Genomic DNA, 21,186 nt, shown 5'->3' on the forward strand with positions numbered 1-21,186 from the left:
ATCTTGATTTCTGAAGTGATTTGACTTATGACCCCGAGGGGCTAGGCGCTGGAGCTAGACACCAAGAAAAGCGGAAGCGCCTTGATCAGCCCCGAAAAGTGGCTGGAGGACCCTGACTAGCTGCTTTTAAATCCGCAGTCTGAATACACTCCGCGTCCGGCGGGTGACCAGTGAGCCTCCTCGTCGCTTGCTCCTGTGGGGTCTCACTTTGGCCACTGGTCCCGCAGGAGTCTACGTGTATTCAGCCTGCTTATAACTATCATTTCAATGTTGTATAACTAACACTAATTAAACTTTGAGAAAACAGCATTTTATTATTATAGGGGGCGGTTGTTTAGAAAGTTTTGATATGCAAATCCTTTTACTTGATCTTCAGAGTAATATTTCAGAAGTTCGTTCACTAGGTTTTGACTTTTAGAGGCATCTTCTAAGTCAGTAACAAATGTGCTGATTCCATCAAAGTCAGACCCTAACCCAATTTGGTTCATACCACCTAAGCTACAAAAATGGTCAATATGCTTGATTAAATCTACGATCGTGGCTTCTCCTTCTTGTTTAATAAATGGTGGGTTATAAACTACATGAATTAAACCACCTTTTAAAAACATCTCTCTTGCCTGCTGATCTGTTAAATTTCGAGGATGATCACATAGTTCTCTAGCATTAGAGTGACTCGCAATTGGATAATCTGCCATTTCCATTACATCCCAAAATGCTCTTTCACTCAAATGAGACACATCTGTTAAGACCTTATGTTTATTATTAAACTGGACAATTTCACGACCTAGGATTGTGAGTCCTCCTCCTCTAGGTTCACCCGCACCATCTGCTGCTAGGTTTGCGTTGTTCCAAGTTAGTCCAACAGAACGAACACCTAATTGGAATAAAAGACTGAGCTTTTGAAGATCATTTCCTATCGCATCAACACCCTCAAGTGTGAGCATTGCTCCAATTTCATGATCTTCTAATGTATCAAAATCCTCCCAATTTTTGATATGCTTCATCTCTGGGTTCTTCCCTAATACTTCAGAATAAAAATATTCGATTTGATCGAGAGCGGCTTGGAACTTTTCGTCTGATTTCATATCAGGCTCGATAAAAATAGCAAAACACTGAACCTTTACTTTTCCTACTTTTAATCTTTGTTTATTTGTTTCTAATCGAGTAGAGTCAACAAAAGATACCATGCCTCTCCCTTCGTATAACTTAAGAAGTGCATCACAGTGTAAATCGATAATATTCATCTAGTCACCTCATTTTTGGATGTATTATCCATATTATATCGTATACAGGTTTGATATATTAAAATAAGCCCCTAATAGATAACTCTGCATCATCTTTTAGAGGCTTGTTCTTTAGTGTAACGGTTTCTGTACTGGCTCGTTTTCTACATAGTCTGGAGCAACGGTTCTTTTTATAAAGAAAGATAAGATTAATCCAATGATTGCAAAAACCAGTCCAACAGTAAAGGCCATCTGTACTCCTGATATCATTGAGTTGGCAATTTCATTAGCTGATGTTGGATCATCCACGCCACTTAAATATCTAGATTGACCAGTCGACATGATGCTAATAAAAAATGCAACCCCGATTGCTGCAGCAACCTGTTGTAGTGTATTAAGTATGGCCGTACCATGTGAATAGTGATTTCTAGTTAGCTCATTTAATCCATTCGTTTGAGTTGGCATCATAATCATCGCAATTCCGATTGATAATAAAGTGTGTAAAACGATGAATGTAATAATTGATGTCTCTTTTGTCACATTCGAGAATAAATACATGATCACCACTAAAATAATGGTTCCTGGGATCACTAATTTACGAGGACCAAACTTATCAAAAAGTTTACCTGTAATCGGAGATATCAATCCATTGATTAATCCTCCTGGTAATAAGGCAATTCCTGTCATAAATGCAGTAAACGCCAATCCTCCTCTTAAAAGCATAGGAAGTAGTATAATCGTCGAGAATAGAGTCATCATTGTAATGATGAGTAAAACCGCAGTTAAAGCAAACATCGGATATTTAAAAACCCTGACATCTAGCATTGGTTCTTCTAAGCGTAATTGTCTAATTACAAAAAGAATGAGTGAAACGATACCTACGATGACAGAAATATAAACTTCTGGATGAGTCCAGCCTCCACTCCCTTCACCAGCACTACTAAAACCAAACACAATTCCACCAAAGCCTAAAGTAGATAGAATAACTGAAATGAAATCAACTTTAGGTTTAGTGACTTCTGAAACATTTTTCAAGTAAATCGATGCAAATACAATTGAAAACACGGCAAACGGTAGAACAATAAAGAAGAGCCAGCGCCAATTTAGAGCTTCAAGAATGATTCCTGAAAGCGTTGGTCCTATGGCTGGGGCAAACATGATGACTAACCCTATTGTTCCCATAGCCCCACCACGCTTATGAGGTGGATAGATTAGCAGAATTGTATTCATCATAACTGGCATCAATAATCCAGTTCCACCTGCTTGAATGAGACGACCTAGTAATAAGAATGAAAAATTAGGTGCAAAGCCACAAATAATTGTTCCTATTGTGAATAGGATCATTGCACCGATAAACATCTGTCTTGTTGTAAACCAGCCTGTTAATAGTGCTGTGATTGGGACAAGTATCCCGACAACTAACATGAAGCCAGTTGCAAGCCATTGAATGGTCGGAGCCGAAACATTAAATTCAACAATTAAATCAGTAAACGCTACATTTAACAACGTTTCGTTTAATATCGCAAAAAAAGCTCCCATAATTAACGAAATCATAATGGGTGCTCTTTTTATTTCAGTGATTTCATTATGTATACTAGTACTATTTGATCCACTCACAAATACCCCTCCTTGTTTTTGAAACATATTACATTATACCCTTTTTATATAAAGCATAAGTTTTAATATATTTCATTTTCGTAAAAGTTTAAAGTATTTTGCTTACCAGTAAGTGGAAGAAGATAAACTATTAACCAGTATGTTAGAGTCTATGAACAGTTGCTGAAAGATCTTATAATAGAGTTAGTCGAGTTAAACTAGGAGGGCAAATTAATGGAAAAACGATTTAAATTAAATACGAAAATGAGAGATCAAATGATAGAGATTACATCAACCATTAACGAATGGATTAGGGAACAGGGGCTTAAAGAAGGAATTCTTGTGGTTACATCGTTACATACTACTGCAGGGATCACTGTTAATGAAAATGCTGATCCTGATGTGAAAACAGATATGTTAATGAGGTTAGATGAAGTGTATCCTTGGAATCATCCTAAGGATCTTCATATGGAGGGAAATACAGCTTCCCATCTTAAAACAAGTACTGTAGGACATTCTCAAACTCTTATTATTTCTGGGGGTAGACTTTTACTCGGAACTTGGCAGGGTGTATATTTTTGCGAATTTGATGGTCCACGAAGAGATCGAACATTCGTCGTAAAGGCTTTATCATAAAAAAAGTGTCCGATAGATACTAGATCTAGTATCTATCGGACACTTTCTTATGGGAAGAAATACTAAGGAAAAATTAGTTTACACGAACAACTCTTCCATTAAACTTTTGCTTCCAATAACCTGACGTCATATCTGCCACAGCTACACCTGTACTATTTTGTGAACCAATAAATTTCCCACCGCCAACATAAATACCAACATGACCATCTTTCTTATATGTATCAAAGAAAACTAGATCTCCATATTGCATTTGATTTGTAGGAATTTGTTGTCCTGCATATCTTAATGAGCTTGTACTTGCACCAACTCTAATACCAGCTTGCGAAAATACATATGATACAAATCCTGAACAATCAAATCTACCATTGGTTATGTCATATGAATTTCGTCCTCCACCAAATACATACACTGAATTACCTATGTACCTATAAGAACTAGAAATTGCTTCATTTAAACTTTTATTTCCACTAGAACTACTCTCAGAAATCACACCACTCACTTCTTGAGTTGTCTCAATATTAGTAACTTGTGATGTGGATGAGCTATTTTCCGATTTACTCTTACTTTGTTGCATGCTTGCTGCTTTTGCTGCTAGGTCACGATCCTTCTTCTGTAAGTCTGCTAAAAAACTTTGACTTTCTCTTCTTTTTCCTTCAAGTTCATTTTTAAGCAGATCATTTTGTTTTTTCTGTTCAAGAATTTGAGCCTGCATTCCTTCAAGTTCAACTTTCTTGCTCGTTAAATCTTCTAATTTTTTTTCAACAGATCCTTGTTTCTCTTCAAGTTCCTTTTGATCTGCTTTTTGTTGCTTTAATAGATCTGTATCAGCTTGTGCAATCGTTAATACTGCAAAAACGCGGTCAACAAAATCATTAAAACTTGTTGAACCAACGATCACCTCTAAATAACTAGCACTTCCACCTGATTGTTGTAATGTAATGGCACGCTCTTTCAAAATGTTAAATCGTTGGTCAATTGTTTCTTGTAGAACTGCCATTTCTTCTTCTAATGCTTTGATTTCAAGTTCTACCGTTTCAATTTCTTTTTTTGTATCCGCTATCATCTTTTCATTATCTGCCACTGCTTTATCGACTCTATTAAACTGTTCACTCATTGCATCCAGCTCTACCTGGATTGTCATTAGATGTTCAACCGCTTCATTCAGTTCTGATTGAATCGCACTTCTTTCTTCATTGATTTGAGTTGGTGTTTCGGCAAATACTGTTGGCATTGCAAAAGAACTTAATCCTATAACGATTGCTGTGTTTATTACTACGAGTTTCTTCCTGAACACACTTTCCCCTACTTTCTAAAATGAATAAATTTATTAAAGGAATTTCATTAATGGATATAGTAAAAATTAGAAATCTATTAATCTATGAACGAAGACTAAAAAAAGGAAATCTAGTAAAAATAATCTTTCCAAAATCTATTATTGCATATTTTTCAACAATAAGCTAAGAATATCCACAATTAGTAGTATATCATCATAAAAAGACAAAATTGTTATCAAAATATTACAGTTATAATACAGTTGTAAAAAAAGTGATTCTGTTCAAATATTATTCAAAATATATGATAAAAAACTAGCTAATTCTCTGTTATTACTCTTTATGAACAGTATTGATATTTTAAAAAAATGTTTCATTTAAAAGTAACGATGCAGTATTTGTAATTATTTGTAATAATTAGCATACAAAAAGAGTACACCACTGTCGGCGTACTCCTTACATTACAAACTTTGGTTTAATAGTGTTAAGGTCTGTCTTAATTTCGCTATCTCTACCTGTCCAGGTGCAGATGCTTTCTTTACTGCACCAAAAGTTACGCTTGAGCCAAAAACTTCTCCTGCTAAGCGACTAATAACGCCCTTTCCTGCCATCGACATGGTAATGATTGGACGATCTGCAAATTGCTCACTCATCGTTAATGTAGCATCTAATAATGTAAGTACATCTGACGTAGTTTGTGGCATCACAGCAATTTTAGGTATATCTGCACCCAATTTCTGAGCCCTCTTTAATCTAGATACAATTTCTTCTTTAGCTGGTGTTTTTTCAAAATCATGATTAGATAGAATCACATACATCTTTTTCTCTTGTGCAAGTTCTATGATTTCTCTTATCTCTTGTTCCTCGTTAAATAATTCAACATCAATGAGATCAACTAATCCTGATTCTGCAACCATCTTTTTCAACTCAAAATAAAAAGCAGAGCTAACCTCTTTTTCTCCGCCCTCTTTTGCACTTCTGAATGTAAAAACAAGTGGTTTGTTATGTAGGATTTTTCGAATTTCCTGAAGTGCTTCATTGACACAGTCCAAATTCTCAACATTTGCAAAGAAATCTACCCTCCATTCCACAATATCTACATCTAGGTTTTGGAGTTCAGTTGCTTCGTCTCTTAATTCTTGAAGTGTCCTGCCAATCATTGAAACACAGATCTTAGGTGCTCCTTCTCCAATCATAACCCCTTTTATCTCGATTGTTTTATTCATTTTAGATACCGCCTTCCACCAGTTATAAAAACATTTCTGCTAGCAACTCATAAGACCGCACTTTCGCTTGAAAGTCATAGATATTGGTAATCACCATAAATTCATCATTTTGGTAATGATCACTAAGTCTAAGTAACTCTTCTCTTACCTTTGTAGGGGAGCCTATGATCATTCGTTTTCTATTTTCTTTGATTATAGCTTGTTCTTCCCTCGATAAGAACCTTTTTTTCGCTTCTTCAATCGAAGGAATACGAATATCTTTCCTACTTCCCCCAACTGCAAGAAGCCATAGGTGTTGACTCAAAGCCAATTCTTCTGCTTGTTCATCTGTAGGAGCACAAACCACAAAAACGCAGACATTGGTCGTTGGTTTTTTTAACGTAGAGGATGGTTGAAAATGAGTATGATAATAATCCAGTGATCTTTTCCCATTCTCAGGATTGATAAACTGACCATATGTAAAGGCAGTCCCATGCTCTGCAGCCACTCTTGCACCTCGATGTGTTATTCCTAAAATCCAAACCTCAGCTGCTGTATCAATAAATGGGGTGGCCAATACTTCGTCTGCATCCTTTATGTTATGGTCGAGATAAGTTTGGAGCTGTTTAATTTGTCTGGGGAACTCATTTAAACTTTTCGTTACACCATCTGTTAATGCTAACCTAGTATTGGGTGATCCACCTGGTGACCGCCCTATACCAAGGTCAATTCGACCAGGAAAAAGTGCTTCAAGCACCTTAAAGTTTTCCGCTACCTTATATGGACTATACTGTGGTAGTAGGACTCCTCCAGACCCTACTCGAATACGATTAGTCTGTGATGCGATATGAGAAATGAGCACTTCAGGTGATGAGCCTGCAATCCCATTTGTATTATGATGCTCTGCCACCCAAAACCGAGTATATCCTAACTGTTCTGCTCTTTTTGCTAATTGAACGGTTTCTTTGAAGGTCTCAGTTGCATTCGATCCTTTACGAATAACTGATTGGTCCAGTACACTCAAGTTCATGCTTTTCCCCTCCGATAATAAAATTGCCTAGTGCCACTTTTTTTCGAAACAAACAAAGTTCGAAACAAGAGTGAAACTAGGCATGATTTAGGGTGATTAAAAGACGAACAGTCTAAAATTTAGAAAAACTGTATCCTTTGTCTTTTACTTCCTTAATTAATTGTGGGAGAATTTCTAGTGTTTGACTTAGTTCATGGATAAGTATGATGGCTCCATCTTCTAAATGGTTGATAACATGTGAAATGATTTGTTGTGGATCTTTCTTATGCTCCCAATCCATTGATGCAATTCTCCACATTACAGTAGTGAGTTGTAGCTTATTTGCTACATCAATTGTATCTTGATTATACTGTCCATATGGTGGACGGAAATACTTCACTTTTGTCCCTATTACTTGCTCAAGTTTTTTTACACTTTGATCAATATCATGGTATTGTTCAGCATAAGAAAGTTTGACTAAATTCTTATGCTTTGTTGAGTGAGTTCCGATCAAATGCCCTTCATCAAGTACTCTTTTCCAGGGACGCTCATCATAAATCAAGCGAGATTGCCAAAAGAAGATGGCAGGTACATTTTCATCCTTTAATATATCCAATATTTGTGGCAGTACCTTGCTTGGTCCATCATCTATGGTTAAGTAAACCTTCTTTTGACCATCATGTTTCATTTTAATTAAAACATTCTTATCTTCAGAGTCGTACACGACCTGTGTTTGGTCACATACTCATGGTGTTTTGATCATACAATCACACCTCTTTTCACAAAAGTCTTAGATTATGTGATATAGGACAAGCTTTTCTCTACCTCTGATTCGTATACTTCGTGATAGATTCGATCTGTAAATTCGTCCGGTGTCCCATCAAATAGCAGTTCACCATTTTTTAAGGCGATAATTCTTGTCGCATAACGTTTGGCTAATGTAACATCATGGACATTAATGACTGTTAACAGTTGGAGACGAAGATGCATCTCTTTCAAAAGTTTGAAGACATGATTTGAAGTACCAGGGTCAAGACTTGCAACCGGTTCATCTCCAAGAAGTACCTTAGGCTGTTGTAGAATTGCACGTGCAATACCCACTCGTTGCTTTTGCCCTCCACTCAAGTGTTCTACTCTACGATCGAGAAATTCACTTAGTCCAACGTCAGAAATCACTTGTTTTGCTTCTTTTAGCTCTTCAGAATTATACCAACCAATCAAGTTTTTAAAGGAATTTCGATAGCCAAAAAGACCTGTTAACACATTTTGAAAAACCGAGAGACGTGGGATCAGATTGAAATGTTGAAAAATCATTCCCATTTCTCTTCTAACCACCCTTATTTGTTCCTCATTTTTCGTAGACATTGGTTCACCATTCCAGTAAACTTCACCGTTTGTTGGTTTTTGTAAGCCATTCAAGCAACGTATCAAGGTTGATTTTCCAGCCCCACTCTTACCAAGTACACAGATAAAGTCCCCTTTTTCAACAGTCAGATTGATGTTCTTTAAAGCATCATTTGTACTATTGTGATAGCGAACAGATAAATTCTTAATCTCAATCATGAGGTCACCTTCTCTCGATTTCTCTATTTAAAATAAGTCATTATATCACTTTGTTCCTCACATAGCTTCCTAATAAGTCAACTAGGATGACAATAATCATGATCACTAGTACATCAAGGGAAACGGATGAGTATTGGAAGGTTTTGAAATCATTAAACAATCGTTGTCCAATCCCTCCACCCCCAATAAATCCAAGAATGAGAGAGGTTCTGATTGCTACTTCAAACCGGTAAAAATAACTAGAAAGGACATTTGGCCAAATTTGTGGCAGGATGCTAAACAACGCACCAAACCAATTTTTTGCTCCAACTGCTTTCATCGCCTCTTGAGGACCTGGTTCTGCTGCTTCAATTAGCTCTGAAATCAATTTCCCTAATACACCGACATTATGAAACATAATGGCTAGGACAGCCGGGAAAGGGCCAAGTCCGAGAGCAGTTAATAAAATAAGCCCAAACACAATTTCCGGTATTGATCGTACAAAGCTTAGGACCGTTCTTGAAATATGATATAAAATTCCTGAAGGTGCTGTATTTTTAGCAGCGATAAAACTAATCGGTATTGCTATAAGTAACCCAAAAAAACTACCTAGAAACGCCATTGCCAACGTTTCTAAACTAACTGCGATTACTCTTGGTAGATTTTCTAGATTCATCGGAAACCAATGTGACAGAAAATCAATCATGTTATGAAAATCCCTGAATTTTGATAAATCAAATTCTGTCAGCTTCATACTATAGCTAATAAAAACGACTAAAAGAATAATCGTGAAAATTTGACGCTTTTTAAACCACACTATCATCAGCTCTATTCGTTGATAATTCCTTCTTTAATTGCAGCTTGTCGGATACTCTCATAATCCTCATCCTTTGCTTCTGTGAAGCCTGTTGCACCAAAAGCATCTAATACGACTGGATCTTCAATTGCTAAGAATGCAGCTTGTAGTTTGCCGATTGTTTCTTCATCTGTATCTGCGTGCACTGCCCATGGATATTGGAACAATGGATCTGACTCCCAAATCGTCTTAATTTGTTCGCCATCGACCTTACCTGCTTCAACCAACTGATTGTAAATCGCACTATCAATAGCTCCAGCAGTCACTTGCTTGTTTTGAATCGCTAATGCTGTTGCATCATGTGAACCTGTGTAACGTACCGTTTTAAATTGATGCTCATCCTCAGACACAAACACACCACGATCTTGAAGTTCAATCCCTGGTATTAATGAACCTGATGTAGAGTTGATATCACCAAACGCAAAGTCAACCTCTTCCTTTTGAGCTAATAAATCCTCTAATGAATTCCATGGGTTATCTACATGTGTAATGATATAAGAATGGTAAAATGGTTCTCCATCGATTAATTGAGTAATGATTGCTTTAGCTCCACTGTTGGCATGTGCGACAACATATGTTAACGGGCCGAAATAGGCCATATCAATTTTGTCGTAATTCATCGCCTCAACCACACCGTTATAATCTGGATAAATATCTACTTTGACTGGACGATCCAGTTCTTCTGTTAAAATCGCTTGTAACTTTTCCATTCCTTCTTCCATTGAGCCTTCTGTTTGAGAAGGAATGACCCCAATTGTAAAATCTTCAACTTGTTCAGTTTGCTTAGCATCTTCACCAGTCGACTCTGTTCCTTCGCCTGTTGCTCCACATGCAGCTAACACAAAAATAAAACAACTAGTTATTAGTAGCATTAAATATTTTTTCATCACCTTATATCCCCCTATTGTAAAAAAGGACTCAAACTCGAGCCCTTAAATGACTTTAATTTTACCTGGTGAATCTTCAGTTGCAACACCAATAATTGCGGACTGAACATTTCTCTCTAAAAGAGATTTTTGGAGTGCTTCTGCACTTTCTTCTGATACGGAAATCAACAAACCACCAGATGTGACGGCATCACAAAGTATAAGTTGGTCAATTTCACTCACACTTGCCGCATAATGAACTCGATCTGCAATCCATTTATGATTCTTTCTGGTTCCACCAGGGATAATATTCTGTTCAGCTAGCTCTCTTGTTCCAGATAAAACAGGTACATCCTTACTATGAATGGTAATTCCAACATTACTACCTTCAGCCATCTCTAACGTGTGACCTAGTAAACCAAAGCCAGTTATATCTGTACAAGCACTAACATCATAAGCTTCCATTGCTTCGGCTGCATCTTTATTTAAAGTTGCCATTACGTTCATTACTTCTTCTAAGCTTTCTTTTGATAAAAGATCTCTCTTAATTGCAGTCGTCAAAATGCCTACACCGATTGGTTTAGTTAAAATGAGACGGTCACCAGGCTTTACCCCTGCATTTGCTCGAATTCGATCTGGATGGACAATACCTGTAACAGACAAACCAAATTTCGGTTCGTTATCATCAATCGAATGACCACCTACTAACACAGCACCAGATTCTCTAACTTTATCTGCTGCTCCACATAAAATATCAGCTAGTATGCTTTTATCTAATGTATTGATTGGAAATCCAACAATGTTCATTACGGTAATTGGCTTTCCACCCATTGCGTAAACATCACTTAACGAATTTGCTGCAGCAATTTGGCCAAACATATATGGATCATCAACGATTGGTGTAAAGAAATCCAATGTTTGAACTAGTGCAGTTTCTTCATTAATCTTGTAGACTCCAGCATCATCTGATGTATCTAGACCTACTAATAAATTTGGATCAGGAACGGATTTTGGTAAATGACGCAGAACCTGCGCCAGGTCCTCAGGACCAATTTTGCATCCTCAACCACCTTTTGACGATAAAGAAGTTAATTTAACGATTTCTTCTTTTGACATTATGTTCACTCCTCTAAATATAATAAGTTCATCCATAAGGCTCTATAGATTCACTTTGATTACAAGTTAAGCTAAGTTAAGAACGTTTTTGTAAATCTTGAGAAATGCTTCTACCTCATATTTACCAGAATGGTTTCTAGAAATATACGCTTTAGCACGTTCACCAAGCTTCGCCCTCAATTCGTTATTATTCACTAGTCTCTCCGCAAAATCAAGAAATTGACTTTGGTCATTATAAACTAGCCCATTCTCTTCATGCGAAACCAAATTTATATTTCCTTGATTATTTGATACTAAAACAGGAAGACCATTCTCCATCGCCTCAAGGATCGCGGCAGACTGACCTTCAGAATGAGATGTATTTAATACAGCATCACACTCTCTATAAATCGATCCCATACTAGAGTGTGGATATTGCCCTAAATAGCTAATCCACTCTTTGTTCTGCTTTACTAATTCATTAACTAAATCCCCCTCATCTTCTTCAATTATTGGACCAATAATCCAAAGTCGGATATTAGGGATTTTATCGTGTAATTTCTTCAACATGTTAATGGCAAAAGGGATGTTTTTTACCTTGCGAATTCCAGCTGGAAGTAAAAATAAGAAAGTGTCCTTATCTTTTCTTAGATGAAGGTCCATTACAGGAAAATCGCTAGTACCTTGAGCGATGGTGATGATTTTATCTTGAATTCCATTTACTTCATTAACTAAAACCTGCTTTGCTTCATCATCAAAAACATGAATTGCCTTTGCCTCTGTTAAAGATTTTATCATGTCCGATCGCTTATTTTGATCAAACAAATCATGATTTAAATCTGTTCCTGTAATTGACAAGATATACGGATCAATCTTATGTACAAGCTTCTCCTTGAACTTGTAGAACTTATACGCGTTGAAACCATGCACAATATCTGCTCTAGGAAGTGAAGTGATTGAAGAGTCTTCAGTCATTGACACAATCTCTGTTTCCACACCCTTTTTCTGAAGGCTATCTGAGATTCTTTTCACAGTTACTGTATTTCCACGTGGTTGGTGAAAATTTGGGGTGGCTAATACAACTTTCATTGGTTCCATCCTTTATTAACTTAATATATAACTAAAGATAATTTCTACCTTATAAGTCTGCATCAATTATCACTAAACTATTTCTATTTGTCACACTTTTTGCTCTAGTAATACGACCGAACTTCATTCATAAGGACTTTTTTAATAACTCAATTGCCATATCAATTTCTTCTTTTGTAGTAAAACGTCCTAAACTAAAACGGATTGTCCCCTTACCAACGTTTTCGCTAACCTGCATCTCCTTAAGAACAGGAGAAAGTTGCACATTACCAGAATGACAAGCAGCTCCTGTTGATGCTGCGATTTCAGGTACAGATGCTAAAAGCTCTTGTCCTATTTTCCCAATAAAGCTTATGTTTAAGGTGTTAGGTAGAATTTCCTCGATCTGTCCATTAAGGACTATTTGGTCACCAAAATGCTGCTGAAGTTCCTCCCAAAAATAATCTCGAAGTTGAGATACTTCACTAGTAGTGTCCATCGCCAATTCACAGGCCTTACCTAGTGCAACGATTTGCAAAATGTTTTCAGTTCCCGCTCTTCTTCCGTCTTCATGTCCTGCTCCATGGATAAACGAGTCTACTTTCGTCCCTTTTCTAATATAGAGTGCCCCAATTCCCTTTGGTGCATAGAGCTTATGTCCAGCAATTGTTAACAAGTCAACGCCTAATTGGTCGACCTTCGTTGGAATCTTTCCAATAGATTGTGCAGCATCTGTGTGAAAGGTGATACCTTGATTCCTTGCAATTGTTGATATCTCTTCAATCGGTTGGATTGTCCCTACCTCATTGTTAGCATGCATGACACTAATCAAGATTGTTTGATCTGTAATAGCTCTCTCGATGTCTGTTGGATTGACCTTGCCATTACAATCGACATCAATATACGTTATTTCAGCACCTAATCCTTCTAGAAATTTACATGGATTCATAATAGCTGGGTGTTCAACTTTTGTTGTGATAATATGGTTTCCTTTGTTTTTCTGTGCGAAGAACACACCCTTCAGAGCTTGATTGTTCGACTCACTTCCACCACTCGTAAAAATGATTTCTTCTGATTCACACCCTAATAGCCGAGCAACTTGTTTTCGAGCATTTAAAATGGCTTCCTTTGCCTCTTGACCTGCCCAGTGACTCGAAGATGGGTTTCCATACCCACTTTTTAAATATGGAACCATTGCATCTATAACCGCTTGATCAATCGGTGTGCTTGCATTGTAGTCTAAATATATTCGATTCATCCAAGATCCCCTCTAATCTGAGTATTTTTAATTATATTGGATATTTTACTATAATCACTTCTACTTTTCTTAAATTAATACTTGGATTTATGATTATTTTTCAATATACCCACTTCCAAAGATTGTAAGCATAAACAAGCCATGATGAGTCAAAATAAGATTGTTAAAATCTATTTCCCAAAGGAAGTGCCTAAATTGAATTATGTCCAATTAATTACTTCGATTTTAAATAATGTTAACTTCAGCAACTTCGGTCGAAAAAAGAAGAGCAACAGTGGTGTGATCTGGGCTTCAATCCTGGGTTTAATTATTAGCCTTGTGGCAGTTGGAATGAAAAGAAAGCCAGAAATGATGCAACCCATTCAAGACATGGTCGGTGACTTGAAAGAAAAAAGATCGAATCAATCAGGAAATGTATTCCAAAGTAGCCCTGCATTCGCAGAGTTTGCTAAAGAAATACAACCTAATCTTGATCGTGACAAGACTGTCGAATAATAGATGAAATGTCCTCTGATGGACATTTCTTTCTTTGATTATATAAGAAAAAAGGAGTGAATTTATGCCTGCCTGGTTAGAGGTAGTGGTTAGGTCACTAATCTTCATTGTTATATTATTTGCTATTACAAAGATAATAGGTAAAAAGTCAGTCTCAGACTTATCATTTTTTGAATTCATATTCGGAATTTCTATTGGGACGATGACAGCGATTGTCGTACTAGGACTTGAAGAAACGCTATTTCATGGAATTATAGGAATATTACTTTTTGGAATTACTTTAGCATTCCTTACTTTTCTTTCACTAAAAAGTAAAAGAGTTAGAGATGTCGTTGAAGGAAAAGCTACCGTTTTTATTAAGAATGGAAAAATCATGGAAGATAACTTAAAAAAGGAAAAGTATACTTCAGACCAATTATTGGCACAACTAAGAAACAAAAATGTCTTCCAAGTTGCCGATGTTGAATTTGCTTTATTAGAACCGACCGGTGATTTAAGCATTTTACTAAAAAAGGAAAATCAGCCCTTAACACCTAAGGATTTGGATCTTGTTTTACCACAAACGAAAGAACCTCAAACAGTCATTATGGACGGCGTTATGTTAAATGAGCCTTTATCTACCATTGGATTAAGTCGCGGCTGGTTGAAGGAAGAGCTTGATAAACAAGGGGTTGCGATAGAAAATGTCTTTCTTGCTCAAGTAGACTCTGATGGTCAATTAACGTTAGATTTATTTGATGATAAGATTGAAATCCCTGCTCCACAAGAAAAACCATTATTACTCGCAACCATGAAAAAATGTCAAGCTGATTTAGAGATTTTTGCTTTAGGTACAACCAATCAACAGGCAAAGGCTATGTATGTAAGAAATAGTGAAAAGTTACAACAGGCGATTGATAAAATGACACCTGTTCTCAAAAATTAAACAGATGTTAATGATTACCAATTTTTACATTGTTTTAAATTGAACGAATTGGTGATATTAAAATTTGATTCACACTATGAGGAGGAAACAAAAATGACAGTTATAGCCCAAGTACAACAAACTTTAGCAGGATTAAAAAGTGCACAAGCAAGCTTTGAGACATTTGCTCTTCAAACTCAAAACCAGGAAGCGAAGCAAATGTATCAGCAAGCTGCACAACAAACTCAATCACTAGTTGATATGGTGAATAATCGTGTTCAAGATATGCAAAATGAAGAACCTCAATACAATCAATCATAAAATAACTATCCTGTTATAAGTACTAAACGAAAAGGTTGGATGTATGCCAACCTTTTCTATAATTTATAAAAAGTGAGCTGAGAGATTTTATGGCAAATAAAAAGCGCAAAAACTTAACTCCGACAAAACAAGAGTATTACCAATTTGAAAAAGAACGTGAAACAAAACGCCCTGTTTTTGCAAACTGTATTAAAGCATTCATAATTGGTGGAATCATATGTAGCATCGGGCAAGCCATTCAACTATTTTATATTTATAATTTCAACTTTACACAACAAACAGCAGGTAACCCAACAGTTGCTACAATTATATTCATAACAATGCTCTTAACGGGATTTGGTGTGTATGACCGCATTGCGCAGTTTGCTGGTGCTGGTAGTGCAGTTCCCGTTTCAGGCTTTGGAAATGCGGTTATTTCTGCATGCATTGAACACCGAACTGAAGGTTTTGTCCTTGGTGTTGGTGGGAATATGTTTAAATTAGCAGGTTCAGTTGTTCTATTCGGAACTTTTTCCGCATTTGTTGTGGCCCTCATTAAGACGATACTAGTTCAATGGGGTGGTATTTAAATGCTACAAGGACATCAAACATGGATTTATAAAAATAAACCTGTCATTCTTTCAACTGGTACTGTCGGTGGTCCTTTTGAAGCAAATGGGTTATTAGCAAATGATTTTGACCTATTACACGAAGACTTGTGGCTAGGTGAGGATTCATATGAAAAAGCCCATAAAGTACTGTTTGAAGAGGCTTTCTACAAGGCGTTAGAAAAAGCTGATGTGTCAAAGGATCAACTACAGTTTATTCTTGCAGGTGACCTTATTAATCAAATTACACCATCCAGCTTTGCTGCTAGGACCATGGATAAACCATATCTTGGACTATTTGGGGCTTGCTCTACTTCTATGGAAGGCTTAGCACTTGGTGCCCATCTAGTGAATTATGGAAGTGCTGAGTATTTGTTAACTGGAGCGGCTAGTCATAATGCTGCTGTAGAGAAGCAATTTAGATATCCTACAGAATATGGTGGACAAAAACCACCAACGGCTCAATGGACGGTAACTGGTGCAGGTGTCGCTCTATTAAGTAACAAAGGGAATGGTCCTCGTGTTACCTCTGCAACAATCGGACGAGTAGTCGATTTGGGTATGTCTGACCCATTTAATATGGGCGGTGCCATGGCTCCTGCGGCTGTTGATACCATTATGGCACATCTTCGTGACCGTCAAATAGACGAATCATACTATGATTTAATTGTTACAGGAGACTTGGGTCATATTGGTCGAGAGGTTTCCTATGACTTAATGAAAAAGCATGGACTAAATATAAATGAAGAAAAATATCAGGATTGTGGTTTACTAATCTACAGAGAAGACCAACCCGTGTTAGCTGGCGGCAGTGGCGCTGGATGCTCGGCAACCGTTACTTATGGACATTTACTAAACCGCATGAAAAAAGGCGAATTCAAACGAATCCTGGTTGTAGCTACTGGTGCATTATTATCCCCAATTTCATATCAACAAAAAGAAACAATTCCGTGTATTGCCCATGCAGTTTCTATCGAAAGTGATGAATAATTAATTTAATGGAGGAATCGGCATGACTGTAGGATCACAGGTTAAACAAAACTTGGCTAGTTTAAAGAGTATACAGGCTTCATTACAAGGTCTAGCTTTAAAATCAGTAAATGAACAATCACAACAAATGTATCATGAAACCATGATTGTTACCGAAGAAATTATCGATGACATCAAAAAAAGAGTGGGAGAACTAGAACGAGAAGAACCGCAATATAAAGGCTTCTAACTCAAGGCTATTTTCAATCCTTGTTTTTCTATATATACCTTGTCTACACTCTGTAAAGAGCTTACTTTAAGTAATGCTCTTTTTCTTTTGTCCATGTCATAGAAATGACGCTTGAACTACTTCATCCTGTATGTTAAATTTTTACTGTGACCAAAATATTTAGAAAAATTAAACAACTTTTTTTTACTAGAGAGGGGAAACAAAATGACAGAAAGAAAGTATGGCTTTGAAACAGTTGCATTACACGGTGGTCAAGAGCCCGATTCAGCGACCAACGCTCGAGCAGTACCTATTTATCAAACGTCGTCCTTTGTGTTTAATGATTCAGATCATGCAGCAAATCTTTTCTCGTTAGCAGAACCTGGAAATATCTATACACGAATTATGAATCCAACCCAAGATGCCTTTGAACAAAGAATTGCTCAGTTAGAAGGCGGAGTTGCTGCTCTTGCTACTTCTTCAGGTCAAGCTGCGATTACATATTCCATTTTAAATATTGCTGAAGCTGGTGACGAAATTATTGCTTCTAGTAGTTTATATGGAGGAACTTATGCACTATTTGCACATACCCTTCCTAAAATGGGAATTCAAGTTACGTTTTTTGATGTAGATAACCTTGAAGATTGTAAAGCAAAGATTACTGATAAAACGAAAGCTGTTTTCATTGAAACAATTGGGAATCCAAGTATTAATGTTGCTGACATTAATAGCTTAAGTGGAATTGCACATGGAAATGGAATTCCATTAATTGTTGATAATACGTTTGCTTCACCTTACTTATGTCGTCCAATTGAACATGGTGCGGATATCGTTGTTCATTCAGCAACAAAGTTTATTGGTGGGCACGGGACCTCTATTGGTGGCGTCATTGTTGATTCTGGAAAGTTTGATTGGAGTAGTGGCAAGTTTCCTGGATTTACGAACCCTGATCCAAGTTATCATGGATTAGTTTATTCAGATGCATTGGGCCCAGTTGCTTATATTGTAAAAGCTCGTGTTACTTTACTTCGTGATACTGGGGCTTGTTTATCACCTTTCAACTCATTCTTATTTTTACAAGGGTTGGAAACGCTTCATCTACGCATGGAACGTCATGTTGAAAATGCCAAAGCAGTTGCCCAATACCTTGAAGAGCACGAACTTGTTTCTTGGGTTAACTATCCCGGGCTAGAGACAAACTCTTATTTTTCTTTAGCAAAGAAGTATCTTCCAAAAGGCGCTGGCTCCATCTTTACTTTTGGCATCAAAGGCGGAGTGGAAGAAGGGAAAAAATTCATTAATAGTTTGAAGCTATTCTCTCACCTTGCCAATGTCGGTGACGCAAAATCTCTTGTCATTCATCCGGCAAGCACCACACATCAACAACTAGATGAAGAAAGTCAAACGAAAGCTGGAGTCACAGCAGATATGATCCGCTTATCAATTGGTCTGGAGTCAATTGATGATATAGTATGGGATTTGGATCAGGCATTGAAGGCTAGTCAGGAGTAATGATAGATTGTGAGGACCCGTGGGGATTGCTGCGGGTTTTTTAGTTTGGGAAAACTAAGTGATAGAGTCTAGATTTGTTTTGACCGCTATATGGGAGATTTAGAGATTTTAGTAATTTATTTGCTACATTGGTAGAATTAATTAAGACAAAGTTCCTAAACTGGCTATTTGTAATCATTGGTGATATGAGCAAGGAGTAATCAATAAGTGTTTGTATATGTGCATCATGATTTTTAATTCTGCATTTAGGACAATACCAATTTCCATAGGTTCTAACTAAAGGGAGATGATTGCACTTTGGACATATCACTCCTTTATTTAGGTCTGTGTAGTTTAGCCGATATTGGGCTAAGATTGATTGATCTAAAGGAACATGTTGTCTAATTAGTAGACGAGATAATTTTCTTATCTCCTATTCTGTTAAAATATCTAAGTTATGGAAGCTGGTTAGTTCTTTGATCTTTTCAGGAAGATTTTCATTATGTATTACTTTCTGAGCAATTTTTCTATTTTCAGAGGTTGTTCGGATGACCGTTTGTGGGCTACTAATTACGATTATGGGGTAGATTGGGACTTCAGGGAAATTAGATCTTTTAAGCCATGCACTTAATTGTGAGGATTGTTTTTCAATTTGGGAGAGTGGATAGCGAAAACCACTTTCTATACCATCTTTTGTACGAATAAGCTGCTTAAAGATTGGATCGAAATATAGTGTACCTGCTATGTTCTTTATTTCAATGGGTATAAGTATTGTTTTTGTAACAATTAATGTATCAATTTGAAAAAAACGGTTTTGTTGGTCAGACAGACGAATATCATGTAATATCCAATAATTATCCTTATCCAGGAAGCCTAAGTGATAATCTATTGAAGTCTCACCTTTAAAACCAGCTTCGCGTTTTTTGAGATCTTCCATTATAATTGGATACATTTTATGCTGAGGAGATAGTCTACGGAGTAAAGCCTGTTGTTTCTTTAAAATTAAGGGGAAATCTCTTTCTTTTAGGATCATTTTATCACTCCTTTCAATTAAATTTTATTATAGTATGACATATTTGATTTGCAAGTTGCTAAAATTATGATTTTGATAGAAATATAGACTGAAAAACATAAATATATAGGCAACTAGATTGATTCATTCGTATTCTTGAGGTAATTCCTTTAGTTTAAGCTTGTTGGGAAAAGTTTATCTGCTACTTTTTGTCGAATATCCGTCACTTTGCTTATTTTATCTGTCACTTCCTTGCATTTATCTGCCACATTTAACAGAATATCGATTTTCCGACAAAACTTCGTAGAAAAATCCAAAATAGCCACTCCCAAATAGAGTGGCCCCACAATACTAGATCTTCGCCAAAGCTTGCAACACGTCCGCCTTCAAGTCTTCAATGTGCTCCAGCCCAACAGAATAACGCACATAGTTTGGTGGAATGCCAGCTACCTTCATTTGCTCTTCATTCAGATGACCTTCCCACATGGCAGCAGAATGAATAACCAATGATTCCACACCGCCCAAACTAACCGCATTTAATGATAGATTTAATGCTGACACAAATCGTTGGGTAGCTGCATAATCCCCTTTAATCGCAAACGCGATGACAGCACCGAATCCTTTCATTTGTTGCTTTGCCAAATCATGCTGTGGATGGCTAACAAGTCCTGGGTAAGACACACTTTCAATTTCTGGCTGATTTTCCAGGAATTCCGCTAGAGCTAATGCGTTATAATTAATACGCTCCATACGAACAGGTAATGTCCTCAAACCACGTAATAGTAACCATGCATCCATCGGTGATAACACAGAACCAATCGATGTATGTGTATCCCAAATTACTTCTGCCAATTCATGACTCGTACAAATCACACCAGCTGTAATATCACTATGCCCCCCCAAATATTTAGTCGCGCTATGTACGATAACATCAACTCCTAAATCATGAGGACGCTGATTAATTGGAGATGCAAATGTATTATCAGCTACTACGAGGATTCCTCGTTCCTTTGCGAGTGTTGTAACAGCAGCCAAATCTGTTAATAGCAACGTAGGATTTACTGGTGTTTCAAGTAAGATTAGCTTTGTATTTGGTTTGATTGCATCTCCAAAAGCCGATAGGTCAGTTTGATCAACAATCGTCACTTCCACACCAAATCTCGGCAGCATTTCATCCATGATTTTTGCGGTACTCATATAATGACTCTTTTGGGCAATCACATGATCACCTGTCGCAACCATTGAAAGAAGGACGGTTGTAATCGCCCCCATACCTGATCCAGTGACAAGGGCAGTTTCAGTTCCCTCAAGATCAGCCATGATCATTTTAACTCTCTCATGTACAGGATTTCCGTATCGAGTGTAATATTGTGGATGTTGAGGGGTGCTTGCCATTTCAGCAAATTCAGCTGAATCTTTTGCGGGAAAAGTGGAGGTATAATAAATAGCAGGTGCTACAGTTCCCTCTTTTTCTCCCCATTCATGATCTGCGTGTAAGACTAATGTTTCTCTATTGTATTTTTCATTATTTTTCATTTTTTAACCCTTTCTAT

At 37.0% G+C, this 21,186-nt stretch carries 23 protein-coding genes; 8 read left to right on the top strand and 15 right to left on the bottom strand.

The window, feature by feature from the left end; genetic code table 11:
- Positions 1-317: 317 nt before the first annotated feature.
- Positions 318-1,244: a dipeptidase gene (locus BLQ56_RS16775; RefSeq protein ID WP_090856957.1), complete on the bottom strand. Its 927-nt coding sequence runs from the start codon at positions 1,242-1,244 to the stop codon at positions 318-320.
- Between the two features lie 111 nt (positions 1,245-1,355).
- Positions 1,356-2,777 carry a DHA2 family efflux MFS transporter permease subunit gene (locus BLQ56_RS16780; protein WP_386756475.1) on the bottom strand — a complete coding sequence of 474 codons (1,422 nt, stop codon included), beginning with the start codon at positions 2,775-2,777 and terminating at the stop codon, positions 1,356-1,358.
- Positions 2,778-3,053: 276 nt separating this feature from the next.
- On the opposite strand from BLQ56_RS16780, the gene BLQ56_RS16785 reads away from it, so the two are divergent.
- Positions 3,054-3,455 (top strand): secondary thiamine-phosphate synthase enzyme YjbQ, encoded by a 402-nt coding sequence (locus BLQ56_RS16785; protein ID WP_090856962.1) that lies wholly within the window; start codon positions 3,054-3,056, stop codon positions 3,453-3,455.
- A 73-nt stretch (positions 3,456-3,528) separates the two neighbouring features.
- Here the strand turns inward: BLQ56_RS16785 and BLQ56_RS16790 are convergent, their stop codons facing one another.
- The 10 genes from BLQ56_RS16790 to BLQ56_RS16835 all read right to left on the bottom strand — a co-directional run bounded on the left by BLQ56_RS16790 (position 3,529) and on the right by BLQ56_RS16835 (position 13,625).
- Positions 3,529-4,749 (bottom strand): coiled-coil domain-containing protein, encoded by a 1,221-nt coding sequence (locus BLQ56_RS16790; protein ID WP_238457304.1) that lies wholly within the window; start codon positions 4,747-4,749, stop codon positions 3,529-3,531.
- Between the two features lie 438 nt (positions 4,750-5,187).
- Positions 5,188-5,952 carry a type I 3-dehydroquinate dehydratase gene (gene aroD, locus BLQ56_RS16795; protein ID WP_090856964.1) on the bottom strand — a complete coding sequence of 255 codons (765 nt, stop codon included), beginning with the start codon at positions 5,950-5,952 and terminating at the stop codon, positions 5,188-5,190.
- A 22-nt stretch (positions 5,953-5,974) separates the two neighbouring features.
- Positions 5,975-6,961, bottom strand: a complete 987-nt coding sequence (locus BLQ56_RS16800; RefSeq protein WP_090856967.1) for an LLM class flavin-dependent oxidoreductase — start codon at positions 6,959-6,961, stop codon at positions 5,975-5,977.
- Between the two features lie 112 nt (positions 6,962-7,073).
- The gene (locus BLQ56_RS16805) at positions 7,074-7,628 is read right to left on the bottom strand and encodes a polysaccharide deacetylase family protein (protein WP_090856969.1); all 555 of its coding nucleotides are present in this window, start codon (positions 7,626-7,628) and stop codon (positions 7,074-7,076) included.
- A gap of 107 nt (positions 7,629-7,735) precedes the next feature.
- Complete coding sequence (gene phnC, locus BLQ56_RS16810) at positions 7,736-8,503, bottom strand: phosphonate ABC transporter ATP-binding protein (protein WP_090856972.1); 768 nt, start codon at positions 8,501-8,503, stop codon at positions 7,736-7,738.
- A gap of 40 nt (positions 8,504-8,543) precedes the next feature.
- Positions 8,544-9,299 carry a phosphonate ABC transporter, permease protein PhnE gene (gene phnE / locus BLQ56_RS16815; RefSeq protein WP_238457305.1) on the bottom strand — a complete coding sequence of 252 codons (756 nt, stop codon included), beginning with the start codon at positions 9,297-9,299 and terminating at the stop codon, positions 8,544-8,546.
- An 11-nt stretch (positions 9,300-9,310) separates the two neighbouring features.
- On the bottom strand, positions 9,311-10,225 hold the full coding sequence (phnD, locus tag BLQ56_RS16820) for a phosphate/phosphite/phosphonate ABC transporter substrate-binding protein (protein WP_090856979.1): 915 nt from the start codon (positions 10,223-10,225) through the stop codon (positions 9,311-9,313).
- Between the two features lie 45 nt (positions 10,226-10,270).
- Positions 10,271-11,320, bottom strand: coding sequence for a selenide, water dikinase SelD (gene selD, locus BLQ56_RS16825; protein ID WP_090856982.1), 1,050 nt, complete (start codon positions 11,318-11,320; stop codon positions 10,271-10,273).
- Positions 11,321-11,386: 66 nt separating this feature from the next.
- Positions 11,387-12,388, bottom strand: coding sequence for a glycosyltransferase family 4 protein (locus tag BLQ56_RS16830; protein ID WP_090856985.1), 1,002 nt, complete (start codon positions 12,386-12,388; stop codon positions 11,387-11,389).
- Between the two features lie 127 nt (positions 12,389-12,515).
- Positions 12,516-13,625 (bottom strand): cysteine desulfurase family protein, encoded by a 1,110-nt coding sequence (locus BLQ56_RS16835; RefSeq protein ID WP_090856988.1) that lies wholly within the window; start codon positions 13,623-13,625, stop codon positions 12,516-12,518.
- 195 nt (positions 13,626-13,820) lie between these two features.
- On the opposite strand from BLQ56_RS16835, the gene BLQ56_RS16840 reads away from it, so the two are divergent.
- The 7 genes from BLQ56_RS16840 to BLQ56_RS16870 all read left to right on the top strand — a co-directional run bounded on the left by BLQ56_RS16840 (position 13,821) and on the right by BLQ56_RS16870 (position 18,642).
- The gene (locus tag BLQ56_RS16840) at positions 13,821-14,120 is read left to right on the top strand and encodes a hypothetical protein (protein ID WP_090856991.1); all 300 of its coding nucleotides are present in this window, start codon (positions 13,821-13,823) and stop codon (positions 14,118-14,120) included.
- A gap of 64 nt (positions 14,121-14,184) precedes the next feature.
- On the top strand, positions 14,185-15,045 hold the full coding sequence (locus tag BLQ56_RS16845; protein WP_090856994.1) for a DUF421 domain-containing protein: 861 nt from the start codon (positions 14,185-14,187) through the stop codon (positions 15,043-15,045).
- A gap of 93 nt (positions 15,046-15,138) precedes the next feature.
- Complete coding sequence (locus BLQ56_RS16850) at positions 15,139-15,345, top strand: DUF1657 domain-containing protein (RefSeq protein WP_090856997.1); 207 nt, start codon at positions 15,139-15,141, stop codon at positions 15,343-15,345.
- A gap of 89 nt (positions 15,346-15,434) precedes the next feature.
- Positions 15,435-15,914 (top strand): stage V sporulation protein AC, encoded by a 480-nt coding sequence (gene spoVAC, locus BLQ56_RS16855; RefSeq protein ID WP_090857000.1) that lies wholly within the window; start codon positions 15,435-15,437, stop codon positions 15,912-15,914.
- Complete coding sequence (gene spoVAD, locus BLQ56_RS16860; protein ID WP_090857003.1) at positions 15,915-16,922, top strand: stage V sporulation protein AD; 1,008 nt, start codon at positions 15,915-15,917, stop codon at positions 16,920-16,922. It begins immediately after the preceding gene.
- A 22-nt stretch (positions 16,923-16,944) separates the two neighbouring features.
- The gene (locus tag BLQ56_RS16865) at positions 16,945-17,151 is read left to right on the top strand and encodes a DUF1657 domain-containing protein (RefSeq protein WP_090857006.1); all 207 of its coding nucleotides are present in this window, start codon (positions 16,945-16,947) and stop codon (positions 17,149-17,151) included.
- A gap of 204 nt (positions 17,152-17,355) precedes the next feature.
- Positions 17,356-18,642 carry a homocysteine synthase gene (locus tag BLQ56_RS16870; protein WP_090857010.1) on the top strand — a complete coding sequence of 429 codons (1,287 nt, stop codon included), beginning with the start codon at positions 17,356-17,358 and terminating at the stop codon, positions 18,640-18,642.
- Positions 18,643-19,054: 412 nt separating this feature from the next.
- Here BLQ56_RS16870 and BLQ56_RS16875 read toward each other — a convergent pair whose 3' ends face one another.
- The 3 genes from BLQ56_RS16875 to BLQ56_RS16880 all read right to left on the bottom strand — a co-directional run bounded on the left by BLQ56_RS16875 (position 19,055) and on the right by BLQ56_RS16880 (position 21,169).
- Positions 19,055-19,654, bottom strand: a complete 600-nt coding sequence (locus BLQ56_RS16875; protein ID WP_090857012.1) for a nuclease-related domain-containing protein — start codon at positions 19,652-19,654, stop codon at positions 19,055-19,057.
- Between the two features lie 149 nt (positions 19,655-19,803).
- Entirely contained in the window at positions 19,804-19,950 is a 147-nt protein-coding gene (locus BLQ56_RS23640) for a hypothetical protein (protein WP_175490360.1), read from the bottom strand.
- A 34-nt stretch (positions 19,951-19,984) separates the two neighbouring features.
- Positions 19,985-21,169 carry a trans-sulfuration enzyme family protein gene (locus BLQ56_RS16880; RefSeq protein ID WP_090857016.1) on the bottom strand — a complete coding sequence of 395 codons (1,185 nt, stop codon included), beginning with the start codon at positions 21,167-21,169 and terminating at the stop codon, positions 19,985-19,987.
- Between the last annotated feature and the right edge of the window lie 17 nt (positions 21,170-21,186).

The sequence above is a fragment of the Litchfieldia salsa genome, assembly GCF_900104555.1.
Lineage (GTDB): Bacteria > Bacillota > Bacilli > Bacillales > Bacillaceae_L > Litchfieldia > Litchfieldia salsa.